This window comes from Flavobacterium collinsii, from assembly GCF_902804485.1.
GTDB classification, from domain to species: domain Bacteria; phylum Bacteroidota; class Bacteroidia; order Flavobacteriales; family Flavobacteriaceae; genus Flavobacterium; species Flavobacterium collinsii.
On record NZ_CADCST010000064.1, the window covers coordinates 126,634 to 148,258 of the forward strand.

Consider the following 21,625-nt stretch of genomic DNA (forward strand, 5'->3'; position numbering starts at 1 on the left):
GACGTATGAAAAATTTAACCATTTTAGGAGTAACGCCTTTTGAAAAGCCTGACGTCAACCTGATGTCTAAACTATTTCAGGCTGGAGCATTCCCCGTATTAAGTTTGGGACATGATATAGTAATCGCTCAAGAAACATTAAAACAACTTGACAAGATCAATATACCTTCCTATGGTATACATCTCACAAATGATAAACTAACATCTCTTCAACTGTCCGAACAGGTAAATTTTATTATTCTTCCATTTGGGATCTCAGTAAACACCTATCCTAACTTATCACGAATTTATCAGGTAAGTAGCCTTGAGCAAGCCAGAGAAGCCGAACAACTGGGAGCAATTGGAATTATTGTGAAAGGAAACGAAGCTGGAGGATTAGTTGGTTATGAATCCACATTTGTTTTATTTCAACGTGTTATAGAAGAAATCAACACTATACCTGTATGGGTACAAGGAGGAATAGGCCTTCATACGGCCGCTGCTGCAAAAGCACTTGGAGCAAAAGGCATTGTATTAGATAGTCAATTGGCACTATATTCAGAAAGTAGCATTCCCCAAGACCTCAAAAATCTATGTTCAAAATTAAATGGTACAGAAACCAAGATCATCGCGCACCATCGTGTATTGGTTAGACCCAATTCACCTGTTTTATCTGAAAATGCTTCCATCGAAGAGTTAGAAAAATATTTTAATGACCTTGATCCCAACAAAAGTTACATTCCTATGGGGCAAGACATTGCTTTAGCAACAGATCTCTATGAAAATTTCACAACGTTAAAAAAATTGATTTTTGGATTTAAAGAAGCCATGTATGGTCATCTGAAACAAGCAAAAGCATCTCAAATTATTGACCAAAACAATCCATTAGCAAAACAACTTGGCCTACGCTATCCTATCGCACAAGGACCAATGACCCGCGTAAGTGATGTTCCGGCATTTGCCAATGCTGTTGCAGAAACAGGAGCCTTACCTTTTATAGCCCTTTCTTTACTCAAAGGGGAACAAGCAAGAGCCTTAGTCATCGAAACTCAAAAATTGGCCGGCGATAAAACTTGGGGTGTAGGTATATTAGGTTTTGCACCACAGGAATTGCGAGAAGAACAAACTACCTATATTCTTGAAGCCAAACCTCCAGTAGTACTGATCGCAGGAGGTCGGCCTGCACAAGCTAAAGTATTTGAAAAAGCCGGTATAACAACATTTTTACATGTCCCTTCACCTGCGTTATTAGATATTTTCCTAAAAGAAGGTGCCAAAAATTTCATATTTGAAGGCAGGGAGTGTGGTGGACATGTTGGTCCACTTTCCAGTACAGTACTTTGGGAAAAACAAATCGAACGTATCCTAAAAGAAGATCATCCGGAAAATATAAGTGTCTTTTTTGCCGGTGGAATTCATAATGCTTTTTCCACAGCCTTTGTATCTATCATGGCCGCTCCGCTCGCTGCCCGCGGTGTAAAGGTCGGTGTATTGATGGGAACGGCCTATTTGTATACACAGGAAGCTGTGAGCACTGGTGCTATTCAGCAAGAGTTCCAGCAACAAGCGATGCAAGCCAGAGACACCGTTCTGCTGGAAACTGCACCTGGTCACGAAACACGTTGCTTAAATACCACATTCGCCTTACATTTCGACAGTGAGAAGAAAAAGTTACTAGCCCTTGGAACGGACAAAAAGCAAATTTGGGAACAACTTGAAAAACTGAATGTAGGACGTCTCAGGATTGCTGCAAAAGGCATTGACCGTCAAGGCGACGCCCTCATTACTATACCTAAAAACCAACAACTTGATTTAGGCATGTATATGATTGGGCAGGTAGCCACCATGCACAATCAGGTGATTACACTTGAATCACTCCATCATAATGTTGCTATCGAAAATCAAAAATATATTCAACAGGCAGCACTGCCGGAAAAACCTTCATCAACCGAAAAAGCCCTGGATATAGCTATCATAGGTATGGAATGCGTGTTCCCAGATGCCAAAAATTTAGCAGAATACTGGCGTAATATCATTCTTGGAAAAGACTGCGTCACCGAAGTACCGGGTGAGCGATGGAATAAAGAGATTTATTATCAGCCTGATTCCAATGCTTCAGATGTATCCCATTCAAAATGGGGTGGTTTTATCCCAAAAATAGATTTTGATCCCTTAGAATTTGGTATTCCGCCACAATCACTTGCGGCGATAGAGCCAACTCAGCTTTTAACCTTACTCGTTGCCAAACGTGCAATGGAAGATGCCGGTTATGGTGAAAAACAAATCAACAGAGAAAATATATCGGTTATCATCGGTGCTGAAGGCGGAAATGATCTTGCCAACAGTTACAGTTTCAGAGGCTATTATAAACAAGTTTTTGGAGAGCTTCATGAAGAAGTCGAAAAAGCATTTCCGCACACCACCGAGGATTCGTTCCCGGGTATATTAGCCAATGTTATTGCCGGAAGAATCACAAACCGCCTGGATTTGGGTGGAAGAAATTTTACTGTAGACGCAGCCTGTGCCTCATCGATGGCGGCCATTGATCTGGCTTGTCAGGAACTGATACTGGGCAAATCGGATATGGTACTTACCGGAGGAGTCGATTTACACAACGGTATTAACGATTATCTGATGTTTTCCAGCACACATGCCCTCTCCCGCAAAGGACGCTGCGCAACATTTGACAGCACTGCTGACGGTATCGCTCTTGGCGAAGGGGTTGCTATTTTGGTCTTAAAACGATATGAAGATGCCCTACGCGACGGTGATCGTATTTATTCTGTTATTAAAGGTGTTGGAGGATCCAGCGATGGTAAAGCTCTTGGTTTGACAGCACCCCGAAAAATCGGTCAGGTACGTGCATTAGAACGTGCCTATGATCAGGCGGGTATCAGTGCAGCAGCAGTTGGTTTAGTGGAAGCTCATGGCACCGGAACGGTAGTTGGAGACAAAACAGAACTTAGTGCGCTCACCAATTTATTTAGCAGATCCGGAGCCTTACCCGCTCAAACACATCTCGGATCTGTAAAAACTCAAATTGGGCACACCAAATGTGCTGCAGGTTTAGCCGGACTTATCAAAGCCTCTATGGCGGTATACCATGGCGTAAAACCTCCTACGCTTCATCTCCAACAGCCCAATGCCTATTACAATGTGCATACAAGTCCTTTTGCTTTTCATTCCATAACAGGATTATGGTCTGAAGAAAAACGGTATGCCGGTATTAGTGCCTTCGGCTTTGGCGGTACCAATTTTCATATGGTAATCGAAAATCACCCGCAAAAAGAAGAGGCTGTCACACTACAATCCTGGTCGTCTGAGCTATTCGTTTTCCGTGGGGACAATTATGAGCAGGCCAAAATTCAATTGGAACAGGTAAAAACGCTATTGGAAATCAATGATAGCTTATCCTTAAAAGACATTGCCTACAGTTTAGTCGCCGGTTCTGAAAAACCGATACAACTAAGTATTGTTGCCGATACAGCCGAAGATTTGATGATGAAAATCGAACTCTTGTTAACGGGCATTGAAAGTAAAGATATCTTTATTGTCAACAAACAAGCTGGTAAAACAGCATTTCTGTTCCCCGGTCAAGGCAGCCAAAACATTCATATGGCACAAGATCTGTTCGTTCTGTTTCCGGTTCTGCGCAAACTTATAGCACAATATCCTGATTTAGAAAAAGTTGTTTTTCCTGCAGCCACATTTGATACCGCGGCATTAAAAAAACAAAAAGAAACCATTAAGGATACGCGTCTGGCACAACCGCTTTTAGGTATTGTAGATCTTGCCCTAGCACAATTGTTACAGTCATTTGGCATCCAGCCTGATATGCTGGCAGGACATAGTTATGGAGAATTACCGGCATTGTGTTTCGCCGGTGTATTTGACGAACAACAGTTGGTTGAACTCAGCAGCAAACGTGCACAAAGCATTTTAGAGGCTGTTGAAGATGGTGATCCCGGAACTATGGTAGCCGTAAACATCGATGCAGATCGTCTGAAAGCGATTCTTGAACAGCATCCGGACTGCTATCCTGTCAATTATAATTCACCAACTCAATGTGTTGTTGCCGGAAGTACCGCGGCCATTGACAAATTTATAGAACATCTTAAAAACGAGCGTATCTCTTCCAAAAAACTAGAAGTTGCCTGCGCCTTTCACAGTCCTCTGGTAAGCAAATCCAAAGATTTGTATGCCAATGTTCTGAAAGAAATTCCTTTTCAGGAAATGCAAATTCCAGTTTGGTCAAACACTACCGCAAGCTTATACCCAAGCCCGGTATCTGATATCAAAGTACAATTGACCGATCACTTGGTTCAACCCGTACGTTTTGTTGACGAAATCCAGGCGATGTATGCCGATGGAGCGAGAATATTTATTGAAGTAGGTCCCGGAAAAGTATTGACCGGATTAACAAAATCCTGCCTCAACCAGGATGCAATAACCCTACATGTCGAGGACAATAACCGTAACAGTCTCACCCATTTCCTTTGTATGCTTGCGCAATACCTTGGAACTGGCCGAACCCTTAATTTAAAAAAACTTTTTGAAGGCAGACACACGACTTTAATCCAGATCGATCAACCTGATCTTTATAAAAAAAGTTCAACGATTTGGCGTGTAAATGGACAAGCCGCTCATCCAACAACAGGTACATTACCTGCTCATGGTGCCTTACCTATAGTAACCCCAATTCAAATGAAAAACTCTACTATTATCCAAACACCACAGGCACAACCTGCTACAGAACACGTACTACAGGAATATTTAAACAGTATGAAAATGCTCATTCAGGCTCAACGTGATGTCATGCTTTCCTTTTTAGGACAACAGGAACACATTACCCCAATACCTGTTTATGCTGCAACAGCAAAAAACATTACAGCTGATCAATTGGTACCAACACTAATTACCAACGATAAACCAATTGCTACAGTAACCCTGTCAACACCTTCAACAGATATCAAATCCTTGCTGTTAAACGTAGTATGCGAAAAAACGGGCTATCCACATGAAATGTTAGGGATGGAAATGGATCTGGAAGCTGACCTCAGCATAGATTCTATTAAAAGAGTTGAAATCATCGGAACGCTCCGCAATGAGCTTGGCATACTCAACAGTGATCACGAAAATGAAGATATGGTAATGGAACAACTGGCAGCAATAAAGACTTTAAATGGACTCGTAACCTGGCTTACGGAATACACAGGAACTGTCACTTCCCCTGTCACAACGGTTGAATTATCACCCGAATTACCCGTAATCGCCCCTAAAGCCATACGTACACTTGCAGAATTGCAAACAACCATTTTAGATATTGTCAGCGAAAAGACCGGCTATCCAAAAGAGATGTTAGGACTGGATCTGGATCTTGAAGCAGATTTAAGTATAGATTCTATCAAACGAATGGAAATTATCAGTGAATTAAAAATCAAAATCGGATTTGGTGATGACAAGGAGCAAGCTGACGATCTTATGGAAAACTTAGCTGCCATAAAAACACTAAATGGTTTGGCAAACTGGATAACTGAAATGAGTACAACGGAACCCGTGCAAAGTTTACTAACACGCCTGCGATTTGATTTGATACCAACCGCTATTTCTGAAGCACAAAATACCGAAATACTTAAAGGAAAACGATTTGCAATAGCTCCGGACAATGGAACACAAACAGCAGCAATTAAAACGATACTTGAACAACACGGTGCAATTGCACAATTGGTTCATACTGATCAGGATCTGACGCTATTTGATGGACTGATTATTTTCGATATAGGCTCCGCTGCTGTCAAACATAGTATCATCGACCACGTTGGTTTAATTAAAAAGATGGATCTTGAGAAAGCGCAATGGATTTATTTGATCTCAGATATTCCAACACATGTTGAAGAATTAAAAGACACCCGTGCACTGCGTCATTATCAAGGTTATCCAGGCTTCTTCAAAAGTTTAGCCCGTGAGTTTGAACAAACCAACTGTAGACTAATCAGTCTTAATACCCCACAGGAAATAAATCAAATAGCACAAATTACATTACGTGAGATCCTAACAACAGACCAATCAGCTGAAGTCATTTACAAAAACGATCAAAGACATAAAGTCGACATTATACCTTCACCTTTATTAACAACTCTTGACCAGGCACATATCCAATTGGATCAAAAATCGGTTGTTTTAGTCCTCGGAGGAGGACAGGGTATTACTGCTGAACTGGTAAAACATATGTCGGCAACTTATCCGTGTACCTATATCCTTGTCGGCAGATCAACAGATCCAAGAGAAGTCAGCACGAATTCAAAAGAATTAGAGTTGATGAAATCGCGAGAAGAAATCAGAAGTTACCTCATCAAGACCGGTAATTTTACCACGCCACCCCAAATTGAAAAAGAGACATCACGAATTTTCAAAAACAATCAGATTCTGCGTACCATTCACGACATGGAACAATTGGGAAATAAAGTAGTCTATCAATCCTTAGATGTTTGTGATGAAGAAGGATTGGCTCAGCTTCTCCATGATATTTATGAACAATACGGCCAATTAGATGGTGTCATTCATGGTGCTGGTCTTTTGGAAGACAAACTTTTCAAGCAGAAAACAACCAGCTCTTTTGAACGTGTCTTTGACACTAAAGTAAAACCCTTACGTGTACTAGTGGAACAGTTACGTTCAGATTGCCAATTCGTAGTCCTATTTTCAAGCATTGCCTCCGTTTATGGCAACAAAGGACAAACCGATTACGCAGCCGCAAATAGTGTGTTGGATGATTATGCCAATGTATTAAACAAAAGGCTAAAAGGAAAAGTAATCTCGATCAATTGGGGACCATGGAAGGGTGCAGGAATGGTTTCCTCATCCTTAGAAAATGAATACGAACGTCGCGGAATTTCGCTGATCCCATTAGAAGAAGGAAAAGAGCTATTTCTTAACGAAATCAAGTATGGAACAGAAAGTCAGGTATTAATCATGTCAGGTAAAAATTGGTAAAAACCGCTGTATTCGTCTATTATGAAAAAAACAGATATTGCTATTATAGGTTTATCCTGCCTGTTTCCCGGAGCAAAAGATGCCGAGGCGTTCTGGCAGAATATCATCAATAAAGTCGACTCCACGCAAGTTGTTCCGGCAGAACGCATCGATCCTATTCACTTTAGCGATAGCAAGGAAGCTGTGGACCGCTTTTATTGTAATCGTGGCGGGTTTATACCTGATTATGAATTCGACCCTACAGCATTTGGTATCCTACCTCTTGCCGTTGAAGGCACTGAACCCGACCACCTGTTAACACTTGAACTCGTTCAAAAAGCATTAGAAGACGCAGGTGTATTCCGAAAAAAAGCTTCATTGGAACGAACCGGAATTGTCATCGGAAAAGGGAATTATACAGGTCCCGGAGCTACACGCGCCATTGAAATTGTACGTACTGGCGAACAGATTTCCTCCCTTTTACAAGAACTATTGCCGGAGGTATCTTCAGCAGATATTGAAAAAATAAAACAGGCATTTCAGGAACGTAAAGGACGGTTTTCTGCAGATACGGCCATGGGGTTAATCCCCAACCTTGTTGCCTCATTAGTCTCCAACCGATTCAATCTTGGAGGTGTTGCTTTCACCGTTGATGCGGCCTGTGCAAGCGCTCTGGTAGCCGTAGACCATGCCGTACAAGAGTTGCAGCGTGGCCGAAGCAATATGATGATTGCCGGAGGAGTTCATACAGGTCAAAATGCTGCATTTTGGAGCATATTCAGCCAATTAGGAGCATTATCTCAGCAACAGCAAATCAAACCCTTTAGCGAAGATGCGGACGGACTGCTCATTGGAGAAGGCTGTGGTTTCGTTGTCCTGAAGCGGCTGGAAGACGCCGTACGCGATCAGGATAAAATTTATGCGATCATCAAAGGTGTAGGCGTGAGCAGTGATGGCAATGGAACAAGCGTGATGAGCCCTTCTGTAAAAGGCCAGTTAAAAGCATTGGAACAAGCGTGGACACAGGCCAATTTAGATAAAGAACAAATTGGCTATCTGGAAGCTCATGGCACAGGAACTCCCTTAGGAGATAAAACAGAATTGCAAACTCTGGCTCAATTTTTTGGAAAAGAAGAAACCGCTGCACGTGCCGGTATAGGATCAGTCAAATCCAATATAGGTCACGCCATGCCAGCTGCCGGAATAGCAGGTTTAATCAAGACCTGTCTGGCCCTGTATCACGACATATTACCACCTACCTTATATTGCGAAAATCCTACTGCCGCCATGCAACTCACCAGATTTACACCGATACAGGAAGCTAAAAACTGGTCGCAAACCGGTTTACCAAAGATTGCAGCAGTAAACGCATTTGGCTTTGGAGGTATCAACGCCCATGTAGTTCTGGAGGGGTATGACATCCCTAAAAAAGATGAAGTATTGTTGCTTGCAAGACCAACACGTGAAGCCTTGCTTTCTGCACTTCAGGATAACGATACTGCTGTTGGAGATGGCGATTATCGTATTGCGCTCTTTGATCCGACAACCGAACGTATTCAAAAAGCGATCAAAATTGTGTCTAAAAATAATACCTGGCGCAACAAACAAGATATATGGTACACCTCCACTCCTCTTTTACAGGCAGGTGGCAAAGTAGCCTTTGTATTCCCGGGACTGGATGGTTTAGCAAAAGGCGAAGTCGAAACGGTAAGTCGATATTTTGAATTGACAGCTCCCATAGAAACAACCGGTGAAGGACTGTTGAACGAAGCATTAGGTGTTTTTAATAATTGTGGTATACTCGACAGTGCTTTAAAAAAACTGGGGATCTATCCGGATATGAATGCCGGACATAGTTTGGGAGAATGGTTAGCGGGATATGCATCAGATCTGGCCGAAGCAAGTACTGTCAAGGATCTGATCGATGTACTTGATCCAAAAACATTTGAACTAAAAGACTCTAAATTCATTGCCATTGGAGCAGGTCTGGAAGATGTAGCACCTTTGATTGAACAAATTCCGAACCTCTATGTTTCAAATGATAATTGTCCACATCAGGTAATCCTGTGCGGTACCCATGTCGCACTCGAAGAATTAACGCCTTTATTAAAATCAAAACAGATCTTTCATCAAATTTTACCCTTTCAATCCGGGTTTCATTCCCCTTTTGTTGCCGATAAACTGGAGGTAATTTTAGCAGGGATGGAAAAAGTTCAATTCCAAAAAACAAAAATCCCGTTGTGGTCGGCCACTACACTCCTGCCTTATCCGGCAGATTTGCAGTCCATCCGTCAGCTAAGTGCCGAACATCTTGTTCAGCCTGTAAGATTCCGGGAACTGACTGAAAAGCTTTATGACGAAGGAGTCCGTGTTTTCATCCAGATCGGTACAGGAGGATTAATTGGTTTTATTGATGATACGTTAAAAGGGAAAGCCTTCAGTACACTTGCCGCAAGTGTAGCCAACCGAACAGCACTTGCCCAATTGCAACGGGTAGTAGCCGCCTTATTTGTAGAAGGCAAAGTTCTGGCACTCGATTTTTTAGACATCCAAAATCACAGAAAAGTAGTACCAAAAAAAGGTATAAAATTGCAATTAGGATCACCTATTATCCGTGATTTTGAAGCTATAAAAAACTTGCGAAAATCTATCGATACCGTACGCCCAAAAGAGGTTTTTACCAAAACAGCAACAAAAGTAAGTCACCCATTAGTTCAGGCATTTCAGGACAATATCGCCGATATGATCCGAATGCAGGAAGAAGTATTGGACGTCTTTCAAAATCATACACAAACTGCTATTGCTACACCTGTCTTAACGAAAAAACAACTGAGCAACAGTCCTTTTTCAAAAACACTACAGGTTAATTTGGTTACACATCCCTATTTGATTGATCACAGTCTTTTACGACAACCCAAAGGCTGGTCGGAGGTAGCCGATATGGAACCTGTGATTCCAATGACCATGATCTTTGAAGTATTGGCCGAAACAGCACTGACAGAACAACCGGAAACAAAAATTCACAAGATCATGCACGTCAGTGTATTTCAGTGGATGAACGTTGCCACGCCTTTTGAAAAAACAATAAAAGGTGTTTGGCGCTCCAACAATCACGCCTATCTGGATATCGAGAATTTTGCCAACGCCGAAGTATTTTTAGAAGCATCACATCGGCAGCCACCTACGTTTGACCTTTCGATAGGCAAACGATTACCAATCGAACGGACTCCTTTAGAAATCTATGAGAAGCATATGTTTCATGGAGACGCCTATCAAGGTATTACAGCTATATCGGCTGTTGGCGAGAAAGGTATTGCAGGACGGATAAAAGGAAATGGCGGAAAAGGTTCTTTATTAGACAATGCAGGACAATTATTTGGATTATGGCTACAACTTACCTTAACCAAAGACCGCATTGCTTTCCCGGTAAAAATCAAACAAATTGAATTTTTCGAAGACATGCACGATCAGGATGGTGAATTTGAATGTACCTGTATACTGACGGAATTAAACGATGAATTTGCAATCGCTGACATTGTACTTGAAAGAAACGGAAAAGTATGGTGTGCAATAAAAGGATGGCAAAACCGAAGATTAGAAATTGACGAAGCTTTATGGAATGTTTCGATGTCGCCACTTCATAACCGTCTGTCTGAAGAAATCGCCCCACAGGTATTTTTCTTTCATCAGGCCTATTCCAGAGTATCTTCCTGGGATTTTATATTGAAACGTTATTTTAATCAAAGGGAAAAACAATACTATCAGGAACTCCTGCCCAACCGCAGAAAGAACTGGATGGTAAGTCGTGTAGCGGTAAAAGATGCTGTACGCCATGTATTGAGTGAACAGAAAAATCAACCCAGTTACCCCATAACTTTTGAAATTTATTCTGATAAAGCAGGCAAACCTTATCTCAAAGGGAATGCCACAGAACAGATCCAAATTTCATTGGCCCATAAAGGAAAAGATGCCGTTGCCATTGCACGGCAGGATAAAGCTGTGGGTATCGATATGGAAATCATTGCCGAACGCAGCTCTGAATTTTATCAATTGGTCTTCACCGATACAGAATCGGCCTTATTAAAAGAACGCGATCAGGCGGAATGGACCACACGGTTTTGGGTAGCCAAAGAAGCTTATAGCAAACTATTAGGCACAGGGCTACAAGGAAACCCAAAAAAATACGAAGTAACACGCATACAAGGCGATCATCTGTGGATCGATCAAATAGAAATCAAAACAGTCAAACACCAAAACTATATCATCGGATGGACACTTTAAACACGACATTAAAAAGGAATCATGAGGAGTTATTTACCCTATTAAAGGGTTTTATTACGGAAATTATCGGTGAAGAATTTATAGAAGAGATGGATATTACTCCACAAAGTTCCTTCACTAAAGATTTGGAAATGGACAGTATAGAGATTGTTTCCTTTTCAGAAAAAATCAAAGCACACTTTGGCGATCAAATTGATTTCACAGGTTGGCTCTCTGCTATGGATCTTGATGAACTGATTAATCTTGATCTGAATAAGATCATCAATTACATTTACGAATGCCAATAATTACTGTTAATAATAAAAAAGTTCACGTACAGGAACTAAATAAAGGTGCTGAAGATACCGTGATACTGATTCACGGTATGTTTAGTAATCTTTCTATTTATTATTTTAACATTGCTCCCATTTTGGCGCAGCACTTTCATGTGGTCATGTATGATTTAAAAAGTCATGGCAGGAGTGAGCGCACATCAGAAGGATATGATTTAGAAAATATGTCATCCGATTTAATCGCAATGATGGATTACCTCCAAATCAAAAAAGCACAATTTGTTGGCTATAGTTTTGGGGGACTTATTGCACTCAAAACTGCATTGATAGCCCCTAAACGTGTGGGGCAATTGGTTATTATTGAAGCACCTGATCCCCAAGATGAGAAAGCTCGGGATATTATCGAATCTTATAGCAAGGAATTTCTCGAACATTACATCGCCAATTTTACCGATACCACAAAAGTGAAAATGGGAAAAAGACAGTTGGAAAAAAATCATCGGTTATACGAGTTTTTATTTAACGAAACCAGCATCAAAGCAGATATGGTAAATGAAAAGCATTTTCTACATCAGCTTTCTATTTCCGAATTAGACATACCCACCCTGCTACTATATGGATCAGCTTCCAATTGCAAACCAACAGGAGAATGGTTGCAATCTCAAATCAGTACAGCTGAGCTAGAGCTCATCGATGGAGATCACAATATTCCCATTCAGGCTCCCATTCAGATAGCAGAAACTATTGTTCAATTTTTAACTAACCCTTTATTACAAAATCATGGCTAAATTTGTATTTGTTGTTCCCCCACTGACAGGTCATGTCAATCCTACATTGAGCATTGGTGCCGAACTCTTAGATAGAGGACATAAAGTAGCTTGGATCAGTCTTGATCAAAACTTAGAGTCTAAACTTCCTGTAGACGGAGAACTATTGCTTATTCAATACGATCAAACAGACGAAGAAAAAAGAGAAAGCGAACAATACCTGGATATCATTTCAAAAAAGATCGTTTACGGCATTGACAGTATCAAGTTTTTATACGAAGAAGTTTTGATCCCTTTAAACAGACATTGTTATAAAGGAATCGTTAAATTGTTGGAAGCTTATGAGCCGGATTTAGTAATTGGTGATCATCAATTATTTGCTGCGGCAATTGCGGCAAAAAAAATTAATCGCCCTTATGCTACCACTGTAACAGCCCCGGCAGCAATCAAGATTGTCAGTGAGCTTCCTAAAGTGCATGAATGGGAAACCAAGCAGATCATGGCGCTACAGGAAGAACTTGGAGTCAAAGAAAACCGATCTTTGGATTGTTCGGATCTTCTCACTTTGGTATTAACCTCCCCCTATTTCTTTGGAGAAATGGATCTCGCTTCAAACTTTAAATTTACAGGTCCGGTAATAACAGAACGCCGTTTAGCCTGTGCCTTTGATTGGGAGCAACTGAAAAGTAATCCAAGGAAAAAAATCTTAGTCAGTATTGGCACCACATTCGCCCATGAGCATAAAAAAGCGTTTTTTCAAAAGGTAATCGATGCCTTTCAGGATGAAGATCTAACGGTAGTAGTGGTTTCAGATTCCAGTCTATTTGATCAATGGCCGGAAAATTTTATGGTCTATTCGCAAATCCCGCAATTGGATTTGCTACCGCATTTAGATGCTGTAGTTTGCCATGGCGGGCACAATACGGTCTCAGAAGCCCTTTCCCATGGTCTGCCACTCGTTGTTATTCCAATTGCATACGATCAATCACATGTGGCAGGACGTGTAGTACGTACCGGTGCAGGTGAACGTCTCAATTTTAACCGATTTAAAGCGAATCACCTAAGAGACAGTGTTCATAATATCCTGAATCTGGTGCAATATCGTGAAGCCGCCCTCAAAGTTCGTCAATCTTTTATAGAAGCAGGCGGAACAAAAACCGCAGCCGATCTATTGGAACAGGCCATAGCTCCTGCGCAGTCAGCAGTCGAATCTCCGACCAAATTTCTCATCGTTATTCCACCTTTTTTTGGGCACATCAGTCCGACATTAAGTTTGGGCGCCAGTTTACTTGCCCGTGGTCATGAAGTCAAATGGTTTGGTATTACACCACTGGCGGAGGAACATATTCCGACAGGAGGAACCTATATCTATCCCGAGAAGGATCTTATCCCCTTTCAGGACGAACTTAAGCGCATCTTAAAACGACAAGATGATGGCCCTTCTTGTTCCGGACCGGAAGTCATGAAATTAGCACTGGAAGAAACCTATGTTCCATTGGCTAAAATGATGATGCCGGGATTAGAAACACTACTCGGTCACTGGCAACCTAATGTTATCATCAATGATTGCATCACCTTTGGTGGCGCTTTATTTGCACACAAACATCGTATCCCTTCTGTGACAACAACCCCAGTACCACCGGATGTTATGGGTGACACCGAGAAAAGTGCTCCCAAAATATTTAAATGGCAGCAAAACCTAATCAAAGGGTTACAAAAAGAAATAGGTATTCTTGATGAGGGTATCTTTATACATTCTCATCAATTAAATCTGGTGTTCACCTCGCAGACCTTTGCAGGTTTTAAAACCGTACCCTCACACATGAAATTTGTAGGTCCGGTAAAAGGCCGTCCCAACAATAGTCCTTTTGACTGGGAACGATTGGCAGCCAGCACAACGCCTAAAATATTTGTGTCATTGGGTACTTTATTAGTGGACATCCGAAAAGCTTTTTTTGGTAAACTCATTGAAGCCTTTGCAGACCAACCTGTTACTATAATTGCAGCAACACCGCCCGAAATATTTGAAAAATGGCCCGATAATTTTATCGTAAATGGCTTTGTCCCACAATCAACTTTGATGCCCCATATGGATATGGTGATCTGTCACGGCGGTTTTAATACTGTGAACGACACCTTTACCAATGGTCTGCCCATGCTGATTACCCCCATTGCTTACGATCACTTCCATACCGCAAAGCTAATTGAACAGGCCGGCTGTGGAATCAGTATCCGATACAAACGACTTCGAATAGAAGCGCTTAGGGAGACCGTTTTTGAACTATTGGAAAACCCGAAATACAGAAATGCCGCCAAAGAAGTTCAGACCGCTTTCTTAACAGCAGGTGGTAATGATCAGGCGGTTGCATTATTGGAAGATTTTGTAAAACAAGAACATTCGGTACTAGCTACACTATAAAATATGAAAAGAAGATTGTTATTTGGAGAGCGCATGTTATTGGGCGAAGGAAAAGACCCCTTTCATGTTGTTATTCCTTTTCGACTGCGCGGTGTATTTGCCGAAAAAGACATTCAGTATGCTTTAGGCAGACTTCAGAAAAAACACCCTTGGTTACGAGCATGCATTCATCTCGATGAGCAGAATGTTCCATGGTTTGAAGTGTCTAAACTAACCAATCCTATTCCGATCCGTATAGAGGATCAAAAAAACGAAGAGGACTGGCAACAAGAAGCTATGCAGGAATGGCAGACACCCTTTGATTACAAAAACAAACCTTTGATCCGCCTGGTGTGGATCAAAGGAAACGATCGCTCCGATATGTTGCTGGTCTTCCATCACTGCCTGTGTGATGGCGGTGCTGCGATGACTTTAATTCATGAATTTTTAAAGGTATTGGATGATCCGACAGCGGATATAGGCACCGAAAATCCTATTCTGGGTATTCAGGATGTTGTTCCTGCCCCTATTTTAAAAAATAACAGGCAAAGGTTTAAGGCAAAAATGATTGGTCAGCTGGCAACATTTGCGATCAAATGCATTCCCGTCGGCAAAAAAGCAATTGATCGGCAAACAGACTATTTGATTCATTGGAAACTAGACCCTGGCACGAGTCAACAGCTTATTTCCCACTGCAAATCGCTAGAAATCACAGTCAACACTTTTTTAAGTGCTATCGTGCTGGATACCTTTAAAAAAGTACGCGGAAACAAAGCCTTTAATAAGATTTCCTGTCCGGTAGATATCAGGCGTTTCGCTCCACAGGTCAAAGAAGATCATATTTTTGCCTTCGGTTTGATGATCGTCATGTCATCCAATCCCAAACTCGATTTCTTAGACAATTTACGTGTAATGCAAAATGATGTAGACCGCAAAACAGCCAAACTTAATCCTTATATCGTCCTGATGGTTATGGAATCTGCCCATAATGCATTAAACAATTTTACAAAGCTTCTAAAACGGGGCAAGTCATCCAATGATTGTATGTTCTCCAACCTCGGACGTATTCAGATACCTCATCAATACCAATCCTTTACCGTGGAGGCTATTATCAGTCCAACCGTCATTGGACCATTGGGCAATACAACAACAATACTCACCTCCACTTATCAAGGTGTTATGGACTTCACCTTTATGGGAAGCGAAGGGTATTTGCCCTATCAAGAAGCCTTAGCGATTCGTGATGAAATAATTGATTCTATTAAACGCCGACTAAATTATCAAGCAGCCTCATGATCAAACGAAAACTCTTATTAGTGGAACGAATCATGTATATTGATGCCACTACACCTTTAAATTGCGTATTTACTGCAAAAATCAAAGGTGAAATTTCGAAGGAACAAATCGAAATTGCCTTAGCAAAAATCCAAAAGAAACACCCGCTGCTTCGTGCTGCAATTGACTTGCAGGATAAGCAACATCCTGTTTTTGTAGTCAAAGAAAATATGAAACCTATTCCGCTTCGGATCGTAAAACGTCAAACCGATACCCATTGGCTGGAAGAATCCGAACAGGAATGGTACAGACCGTTTAAAGAGGAAGATTCTCCTTTGGCTCAATTGGTATGGATCAAAGGAGCCGAATTGTCCGAATTGTTATGGGTATCGCCACATTGTATCTGCGATGGAACGAGCATGGTAACTTTGATGCAGGAATTACTTGCTTTAATAGATGATCCGACTCTTGATCTCGAACCTTATCCATTGTTCCAATCGGTAAACCATTTTTTATCACCACAGTTTGATCTTCAAAAAAAAGAACGCAAAGCAAAGCTATTTTTACTTCTGGGAAAATGCTTCTTTTTGCTGCAGCGGAAAAATAAAAAAAGAAATCTCGGAAAAAATTATGCCATTCACTGGAAATTAGATCCGGCAGACTCAGCTGTTATAAAGCAGAAATGCAAAGACAATAGTATTTCTGTACATGCCATTCTTTGTACAGCCTTTATGCAGGCTTTTCAAGAAGTACAAGGCGAATCAGCAAAAAGAAAAGTAATTAGTCCAATTGACATTCGCCATTTTATTCCTGAAATCAAGAAAGATCATATGTTTGCCTTTGCTCCAACAGTAGAACTCTCCTTAAAAAAGAAAACTCTTCAGGTACTGGACCAGGCAAAATATATCAAAAAGGACCTTACTCAAAAAATAGAAAAAATGGATGCCCGGGAATTGTTATGGATGGGAGAACAAATGCACCCACTGGCCCATCGCATGATTGCGCTGCTTAAATCAAGCCGGGGCGGACACGATCTGACGCTTTCCAATATGGGGAACCTTCAGATCCAAAATGCTTACAAAAACTTCACTCTGGAAGATATCTTTAGTCCGACAGTAGCATTTCCGTGGTTAAATTCAAACACCTTAGTAACGACTAGCTATCGCAATCAAATGGACTTTACGTTGATGTCTAATCAGGATTTCCTGCCTAAACAAGAAGCCTTAAAAATTAAAGATAAGGCCATCGAGTTGTTGACTTTATCCTTATAAATTACGTATGACAAAAGCTGCTCAGCCCAAAAAAACAACCCTCAAACGCTTTCTTCGAAAACGTGCGATTTACTATATTCTTCCCAACGTAGGGTTCAATTTTATTATTGCTTATGCCAGTTTTCAGGAATTAGGGTATACTCATTTTTTTGCCGGTCCCCAAAGCTTAGCACGCTTAACATTACCAATGGCCCTGTTTTTGCCTGTAATCCTGACAATGGATATCATCAAACGGGTTATTGTTGCCGCCGAACAAAAATCAATCGAAGTGGCAATAGACCCTAAGCTGAATAAAAACAGGTTTATAGCCAAATTATGTCTGATACACGGCATTGTAACCAGTTTACTGGTATTAGCAGTATTACTCGCTGCCCAGCAGAGCCTAACGGTTCACCATAAATTAAATCCTACCCTTATGGCCATTCTGGATGCTATTCTTGCAGGTGTGCTTTCGATATTGTTTACGTATCTTCCAATATACAGGCTGAAAAAACATTTACACGCCCCTTTGCCAAAGGCGCAACTAAAAGAGACTGACCATTACCAGGAAGTTTAATCTCAGCGCAGATGACCTGCTACATTGGAAGCAACTTTACAAAAATGGGTAATGTTTATGCCTTTAAAATTAGTACTGCCCGTATTAATTGGGCCATCTATTATTGGCTTCGGATCTAATTTAAATTTATTGGTTTTTGCATTAAATGTAATGGTTAAATAACCGCCCATTCTTCCAACATCATTCCAGACAATCAACTCTTTTTTCTTATTATCGGTTATTTCAACGTTATCGAAAATTATAGTTCTTATGTTACCGGTTAAGGTTTTTATTCTTGAAAAATCAATTGTTTGAAAAACAGTATTGTCTTTTTTATGGATTATTTTCAGTTTGTCCATTTGTGCCTGATCGTGATTGCTCTTTTTGGAATATATACCAATAAAATAGAATTCTTTTAAAGAACCGGCTTGCAAAATTTCAATATCCTTAAATTCATTTTCTTCTATTTGATCAATTAAAATAGAAGTATTGGTTAATTGTAAAGACAAATGCTGATTTGTCGAAAGATTCGTCCAAACTCCAACACATTTCTCTTTAGAAAATTCAAACTCAAATGTAGCGGTGTATTTTTCATTACTGATTTCATATAATAAAATTTTATTCTTTTTAAAATCAATTACACCTTCAAGTCTGATTGGGTTGTTATGGTTGTCATATTTATAAACTCCAATAAGATTGAAGTCTTTTTTCTTTTTTTCTCCAAAATAGCCTTCTTTAATTTGGAAGGAAAGGGAAATAGGATATTTATCAATTTTACCTTTGTAGCTAAAACATTCGTACCAGCCCGCATAAGTTTTTGTTACAGCCATTATAACTATCAAAATTGCAAATATTGCTTTCTTCATATTCATTTTTTTATCCTCTTTGACTTTGTAAGTTAGTACATCTGGCGCTAAGTCTTACTTATCAGTAATTTTTCTTAGCCTCGTCTACACCTCTATTGAAATCGAACATCCCAATAACATTGTTAATGACGATTGTCACATTGAATAAAAATCTCTTCATTTGATTTGTCAATAATTGAAATTTCCGGGCATCCAAAAGAAAAATATTCAAACCCAAAAACAACAGCCGGTTTATTTTTAAAAAGTTTTCCGGTCCACTGATTAATTTCGTTGTCCCCCTCTTCATAATTCAAAGGAGCGGGAGAAGTACCTTCACTTTGACTGTAAAGCTTTTCAATGATGATAGCTTTCGTTTTAGCATCAGTCACTAAAAGACGTCTGGCATAAATTGTTTTATTAGCCTCTAAATAGTCCTGTAAAAAATACTGATAATCGGCTGTTTTAAACGCGTAAGCAGTACCCATTAACTTGTTTTTCAACAAAGCACGATCTTCACTTTTCATTGGTTTTGACGGATATTCTTTACTGCTAACTTTTTTCCAGTCAATTGACTTTAAACCTTCTTTCGAAAATGGATTTTCTTTACCCACGTATACGAATGCAGCTCTAAAATAGTCACTGAATCCGTTTAAGTATTTCTTATTGATTTCAAAGCCAATCATAAAATCATAGTTGTGATAAGGCCAGTCTCCCTCAGAAGAATATCCATTTAACATAGCGGCAGTTTTCAGGTTTTTCACAACAAACGAAACCAACTTACGTTTCGCATAATCGAATATAAAAACTGAATCGGTTTCGGATATATTGGTTTTAGATAAAAATCTTTTTCGGTAGTTTTTATCAAAAGTAAAATACTGAGCATTGTATTTTCCTAGTTTTTCGATGTTAGGTAAAATAAGCGTGTCCTTTTCATCATTTACAGGATAAATATCCGAAAGGGAAACAAAAGCAACATCACTACTGTCTTTCGGAGTTAAAGTGAATAAATTGATGCTTCCCTTTTGGGGAGCTACTTCATCTCCTTTTGATATGGAATCGGTTTCAACCTGATCTTTTCCAACTAAACCCGATTGGGCACTTTTAAGGTTCTCTTTTTTATTGCAGGCAAAAAGTAAAAGCAATAAGAAGGCAGACAAGAGGCGGGTTATTTTCATTTCTAATGCTGTTTAGGTATTTTATAAAATAGATTAATTTAAGTGTGTATTTAAGACTGGTTATCAATGTGTTTTATGGTTTTTCTGGATATAAATCTTTTAAAGGAATGGCGACACCATTTTTAGAAATTTCACATTGGGGATAAGCATTTTTATGCACTTTCAACGTCAAAATTATAGCGTCTGATACATCGGTTTCATTTAGTTTTCGGAAAGCATTTAAAATTTCAATTGGCCTCAATTCGTACTGAATATTGTATTCTTTTTTGTTTTTATTTTTCCAATAAATATAAAATACTTTCGGAATATTTCGAACTACGGCTGTATGATTTTCTTCTAAAATTTCAACTCTTTCCTCTTTAAAAGAATACGCATAAACGCTCGTTACTACATCCTGCTCTTCCTTTTCGATCTTCACAGTCCATTTGTACTGATTTTGAAGCAAATCTGAATAATCGGTAATATTCTCAATACTTTCATAACGATTGTACTTTTCTCCTAACGATTTTTCATAAACCAGCATATCTAAATCTCCCGTAGTTTCTTTAGCCGTAAATGCCTCTATAAGCTGCGATTGAGCATTTTCTTTCTCATCCTCTACTATTTTCAAAAAGATTTTACCTTTAGGCTGTATCTCTAAAATTAAAATGGGAGTCACCTTCTTTTCATCCACCCAATCTGTTATTTTTTTATAGGGAACCGGGGTGGTAAGCCGATAAAATTTACGTTCATCTATCGAAAAATATTTCAGGTTTAAAGAATCGGGTAAAAGCTCTTTCTCCCAGATTTTGAAATAAACATAATCTTCACTTTTAGCACTTGTTAGCAGTTTTGATTCGGAATCAATACCGCTTTCAGAATGGTTGAAATTATTCAAAAAAACGGCTTCTATAATTCTGATCCCATTGGAATTTTCTGCTAAAGAATCGCCTGCTGCACTGTGAATTTCTGCTTTCCACAACAGCTTATCCTGTTCTTTATTTTTAAATCTTACACCAAAATTGAGGATCACTAATGCTCCTAAAATTATAGCTAAGAAAATGTTGATATAATCTAATCTTGTTGTTTTCATGCGCTTTTAATGTTGATATGCTCCTCCTAAAGCCATAAAAAAAGACAATGCTCCAAATATGATAATGGAAGCAATTAGAAGAAATATTGAAAAGTATCGAAATGCCTTTTTATAGGCAATATCTTTAACAAAAGCCAAAATCAAAAGCGAAATTACAGGAACTATAAAGCAAAAAACAAGCATAACCAGTTCTGAATATTCGGACGATGGCACTATCAAATTGGTATAATCTATATAAGAATAGACTAGTATTTCTATAGCAAACAACAGGATAACGGTAATAAAAGGGTTGCTTCTCATTGATGAATTGTGTTTAGGCTTAAAAATTTTACTCTTCCAATTTTACAAATGATAAATATTTTTCGTCACATTGTGTAAAGTGTTCGTATTCATTCATGGCGTTTCCATAATTCTGAATTTGGATTTTATTTACGCTGTACATTCCTCCCATTTTTCCAAAAGTGAGATAGACAACATGATCACTTTCTTCCTTTTTAAGTTTTCCTTTCGAGATTACCTTGTTCTTATCCAAAACTAAAAAGAAATACACGCCCGCTTTCTTTTCAATTTTAATTTTAAATCTCGAATTTTCACAGGAGGTCAAAACATAAACGCCTGTAATTTCCTGATCGGTGTTATCTCTAAATTTGTCTTCGATCCGATAAATACTTTTAAAGCTAACTAATGATAAAAATACCACCACTAGTAAGGCACTGAAGGCTATTTTTTTCTTTTTCATTTATTATTATTTTTTAAGCTTTCCTACTAAGTTCGAAAACCAAAC

13 protein-coding genes are annotated in these 21,625 nt (G+C 39.5%); 8 read left to right on the forward strand and 5 right to left on the reverse strand.

Annotated elements, in window-relative coordinates:
• Positions 1–5: 5 nt before the first annotated feature.
• Genes FLA105534_RS04750 through FLA105534_RS04785 form a run of 8 tightly spaced genes read left to right on the forward strand, consistent with a single transcriptional unit; the run spans position 6 to position 17,770 of the window.
• Positions 6–6,971: a type I polyketide synthase gene (locus tag FLA105534_RS04750; RefSeq protein ID WP_173964886.1), complete on the forward strand. Its 6,966-nt coding sequence runs from the start codon at positions 6–8 to the stop codon at positions 6,969–6,971.
• 21 nt (positions 6,972–6,992) lie between these two features.
• Positions 6,993–11,231: a type I polyketide synthase gene (locus tag FLA105534_RS04755; RefSeq protein WP_173964887.1), complete on the forward strand. Its 4,239-nt coding sequence runs from the start codon at positions 6,993–6,995 to the stop codon at positions 11,229–11,231.
• Complete coding sequence (locus FLA105534_RS04760; protein WP_173964888.1) at positions 11,219–11,518, forward strand: phosphopantetheine-binding protein; 300 nt, start codon at positions 11,219–11,221, stop codon at positions 11,516–11,518. Before FLA105534_RS04755 ends, FLA105534_RS04760 begins: the two co-directional genes overlap by 13 nt.
• Complete coding sequence (locus FLA105534_RS04765; protein ID WP_173964889.1) at positions 11,509–12,291, forward strand: alpha/beta fold hydrolase; 783 nt, start codon at positions 11,509–11,511, stop codon at positions 12,289–12,291. Before FLA105534_RS04760 ends, FLA105534_RS04765 begins: the two co-directional genes overlap by 10 nt.
• Positions 12,284–14,689, forward strand: a complete 2,406-nt coding sequence (locus FLA105534_RS04770; protein ID WP_173964890.1) for a glycosyltransferase — start codon at positions 12,284–12,286, stop codon at positions 14,687–14,689. Before FLA105534_RS04765 ends, FLA105534_RS04770 begins: the two co-directional genes overlap by 8 nt.
• 3 nt (positions 14,690–14,692) lie before the next feature.
• Positions 14,693–15,964, forward strand: a complete 1,272-nt coding sequence (locus tag FLA105534_RS04775; RefSeq protein ID WP_173964891.1) for a condensation domain-containing protein — start codon at positions 14,693–14,695, stop codon at positions 15,962–15,964.
• Positions 15,961–17,214 carry a condensation domain-containing protein gene (locus tag FLA105534_RS04780; RefSeq protein WP_173964892.1) on the forward strand — a complete coding sequence of 418 codons (1,254 nt, stop codon included), beginning with the start codon at positions 15,961–15,963 and terminating at the stop codon, positions 17,212–17,214. The genes FLA105534_RS04775 and FLA105534_RS04780 overlap by 4 nt, the downstream gene beginning before the upstream one ends.
• 7 nt (positions 17,215–17,221) lie before the next feature.
• On the forward strand, positions 17,222–17,770 hold the full coding sequence (locus FLA105534_RS04785; protein WP_173964893.1) for a hypothetical protein: 549 nt from the start codon (positions 17,222–17,224) through the stop codon (positions 17,768–17,770).
• A 2-nt stretch (positions 17,771–17,772) separates the two neighbouring features.
• On the opposite strand, the gene FLA105534_RS04790 is transcribed toward FLA105534_RS04785, so the two are convergent.
• The 5 genes from FLA105534_RS04790 to FLA105534_RS04810 all read right to left on the reverse strand — a co-directional run bounded on the left by FLA105534_RS04790 (position 17,773) and on the right by FLA105534_RS04810 (position 21,580).
• On the reverse strand, positions 17,773–18,615 hold the full coding sequence (locus FLA105534_RS04790; protein WP_173964894.1) for a hypothetical protein: 843 nt from the start codon (positions 18,613–18,615) through the stop codon (positions 17,773–17,775).
• A gap of 122 nt (positions 18,616–18,737) precedes the next feature.
• A complete protein-coding gene (locus FLA105534_RS04795) occupies positions 18,738–19,769 on the reverse strand; it encodes an oxidoreductase (protein WP_173964895.1) in 1,032 nt (343 codons plus the stop codon).
• Between the two features lie 73 nt (positions 19,770–19,842).
• Positions 19,843–20,841 carry a hypothetical protein gene (locus FLA105534_RS04800; protein WP_173964896.1) on the reverse strand — a complete coding sequence of 333 codons (999 nt, stop codon included), beginning with the start codon at positions 20,839–20,841 and terminating at the stop codon, positions 19,843–19,845.
• Positions 20,842–20,847: 6 nt separating this feature from the next.
• Positions 20,848–21,141 carry a hypothetical protein gene (locus tag FLA105534_RS04805; protein ID WP_173964897.1) on the reverse strand — a complete coding sequence of 98 codons (294 nt, stop codon included), beginning with the start codon at positions 21,139–21,141 and terminating at the stop codon, positions 20,848–20,850.
• Between the two features lie 28 nt (positions 21,142–21,169).
• Positions 21,170–21,580 carry a hypothetical protein gene (locus FLA105534_RS04810; protein ID WP_173964898.1) on the reverse strand — a complete coding sequence of 137 codons (411 nt, stop codon included), beginning with the start codon at positions 21,578–21,580 and terminating at the stop codon, positions 21,170–21,172.
• Positions 21,581–21,625 lie beyond the last annotated feature (45 nt).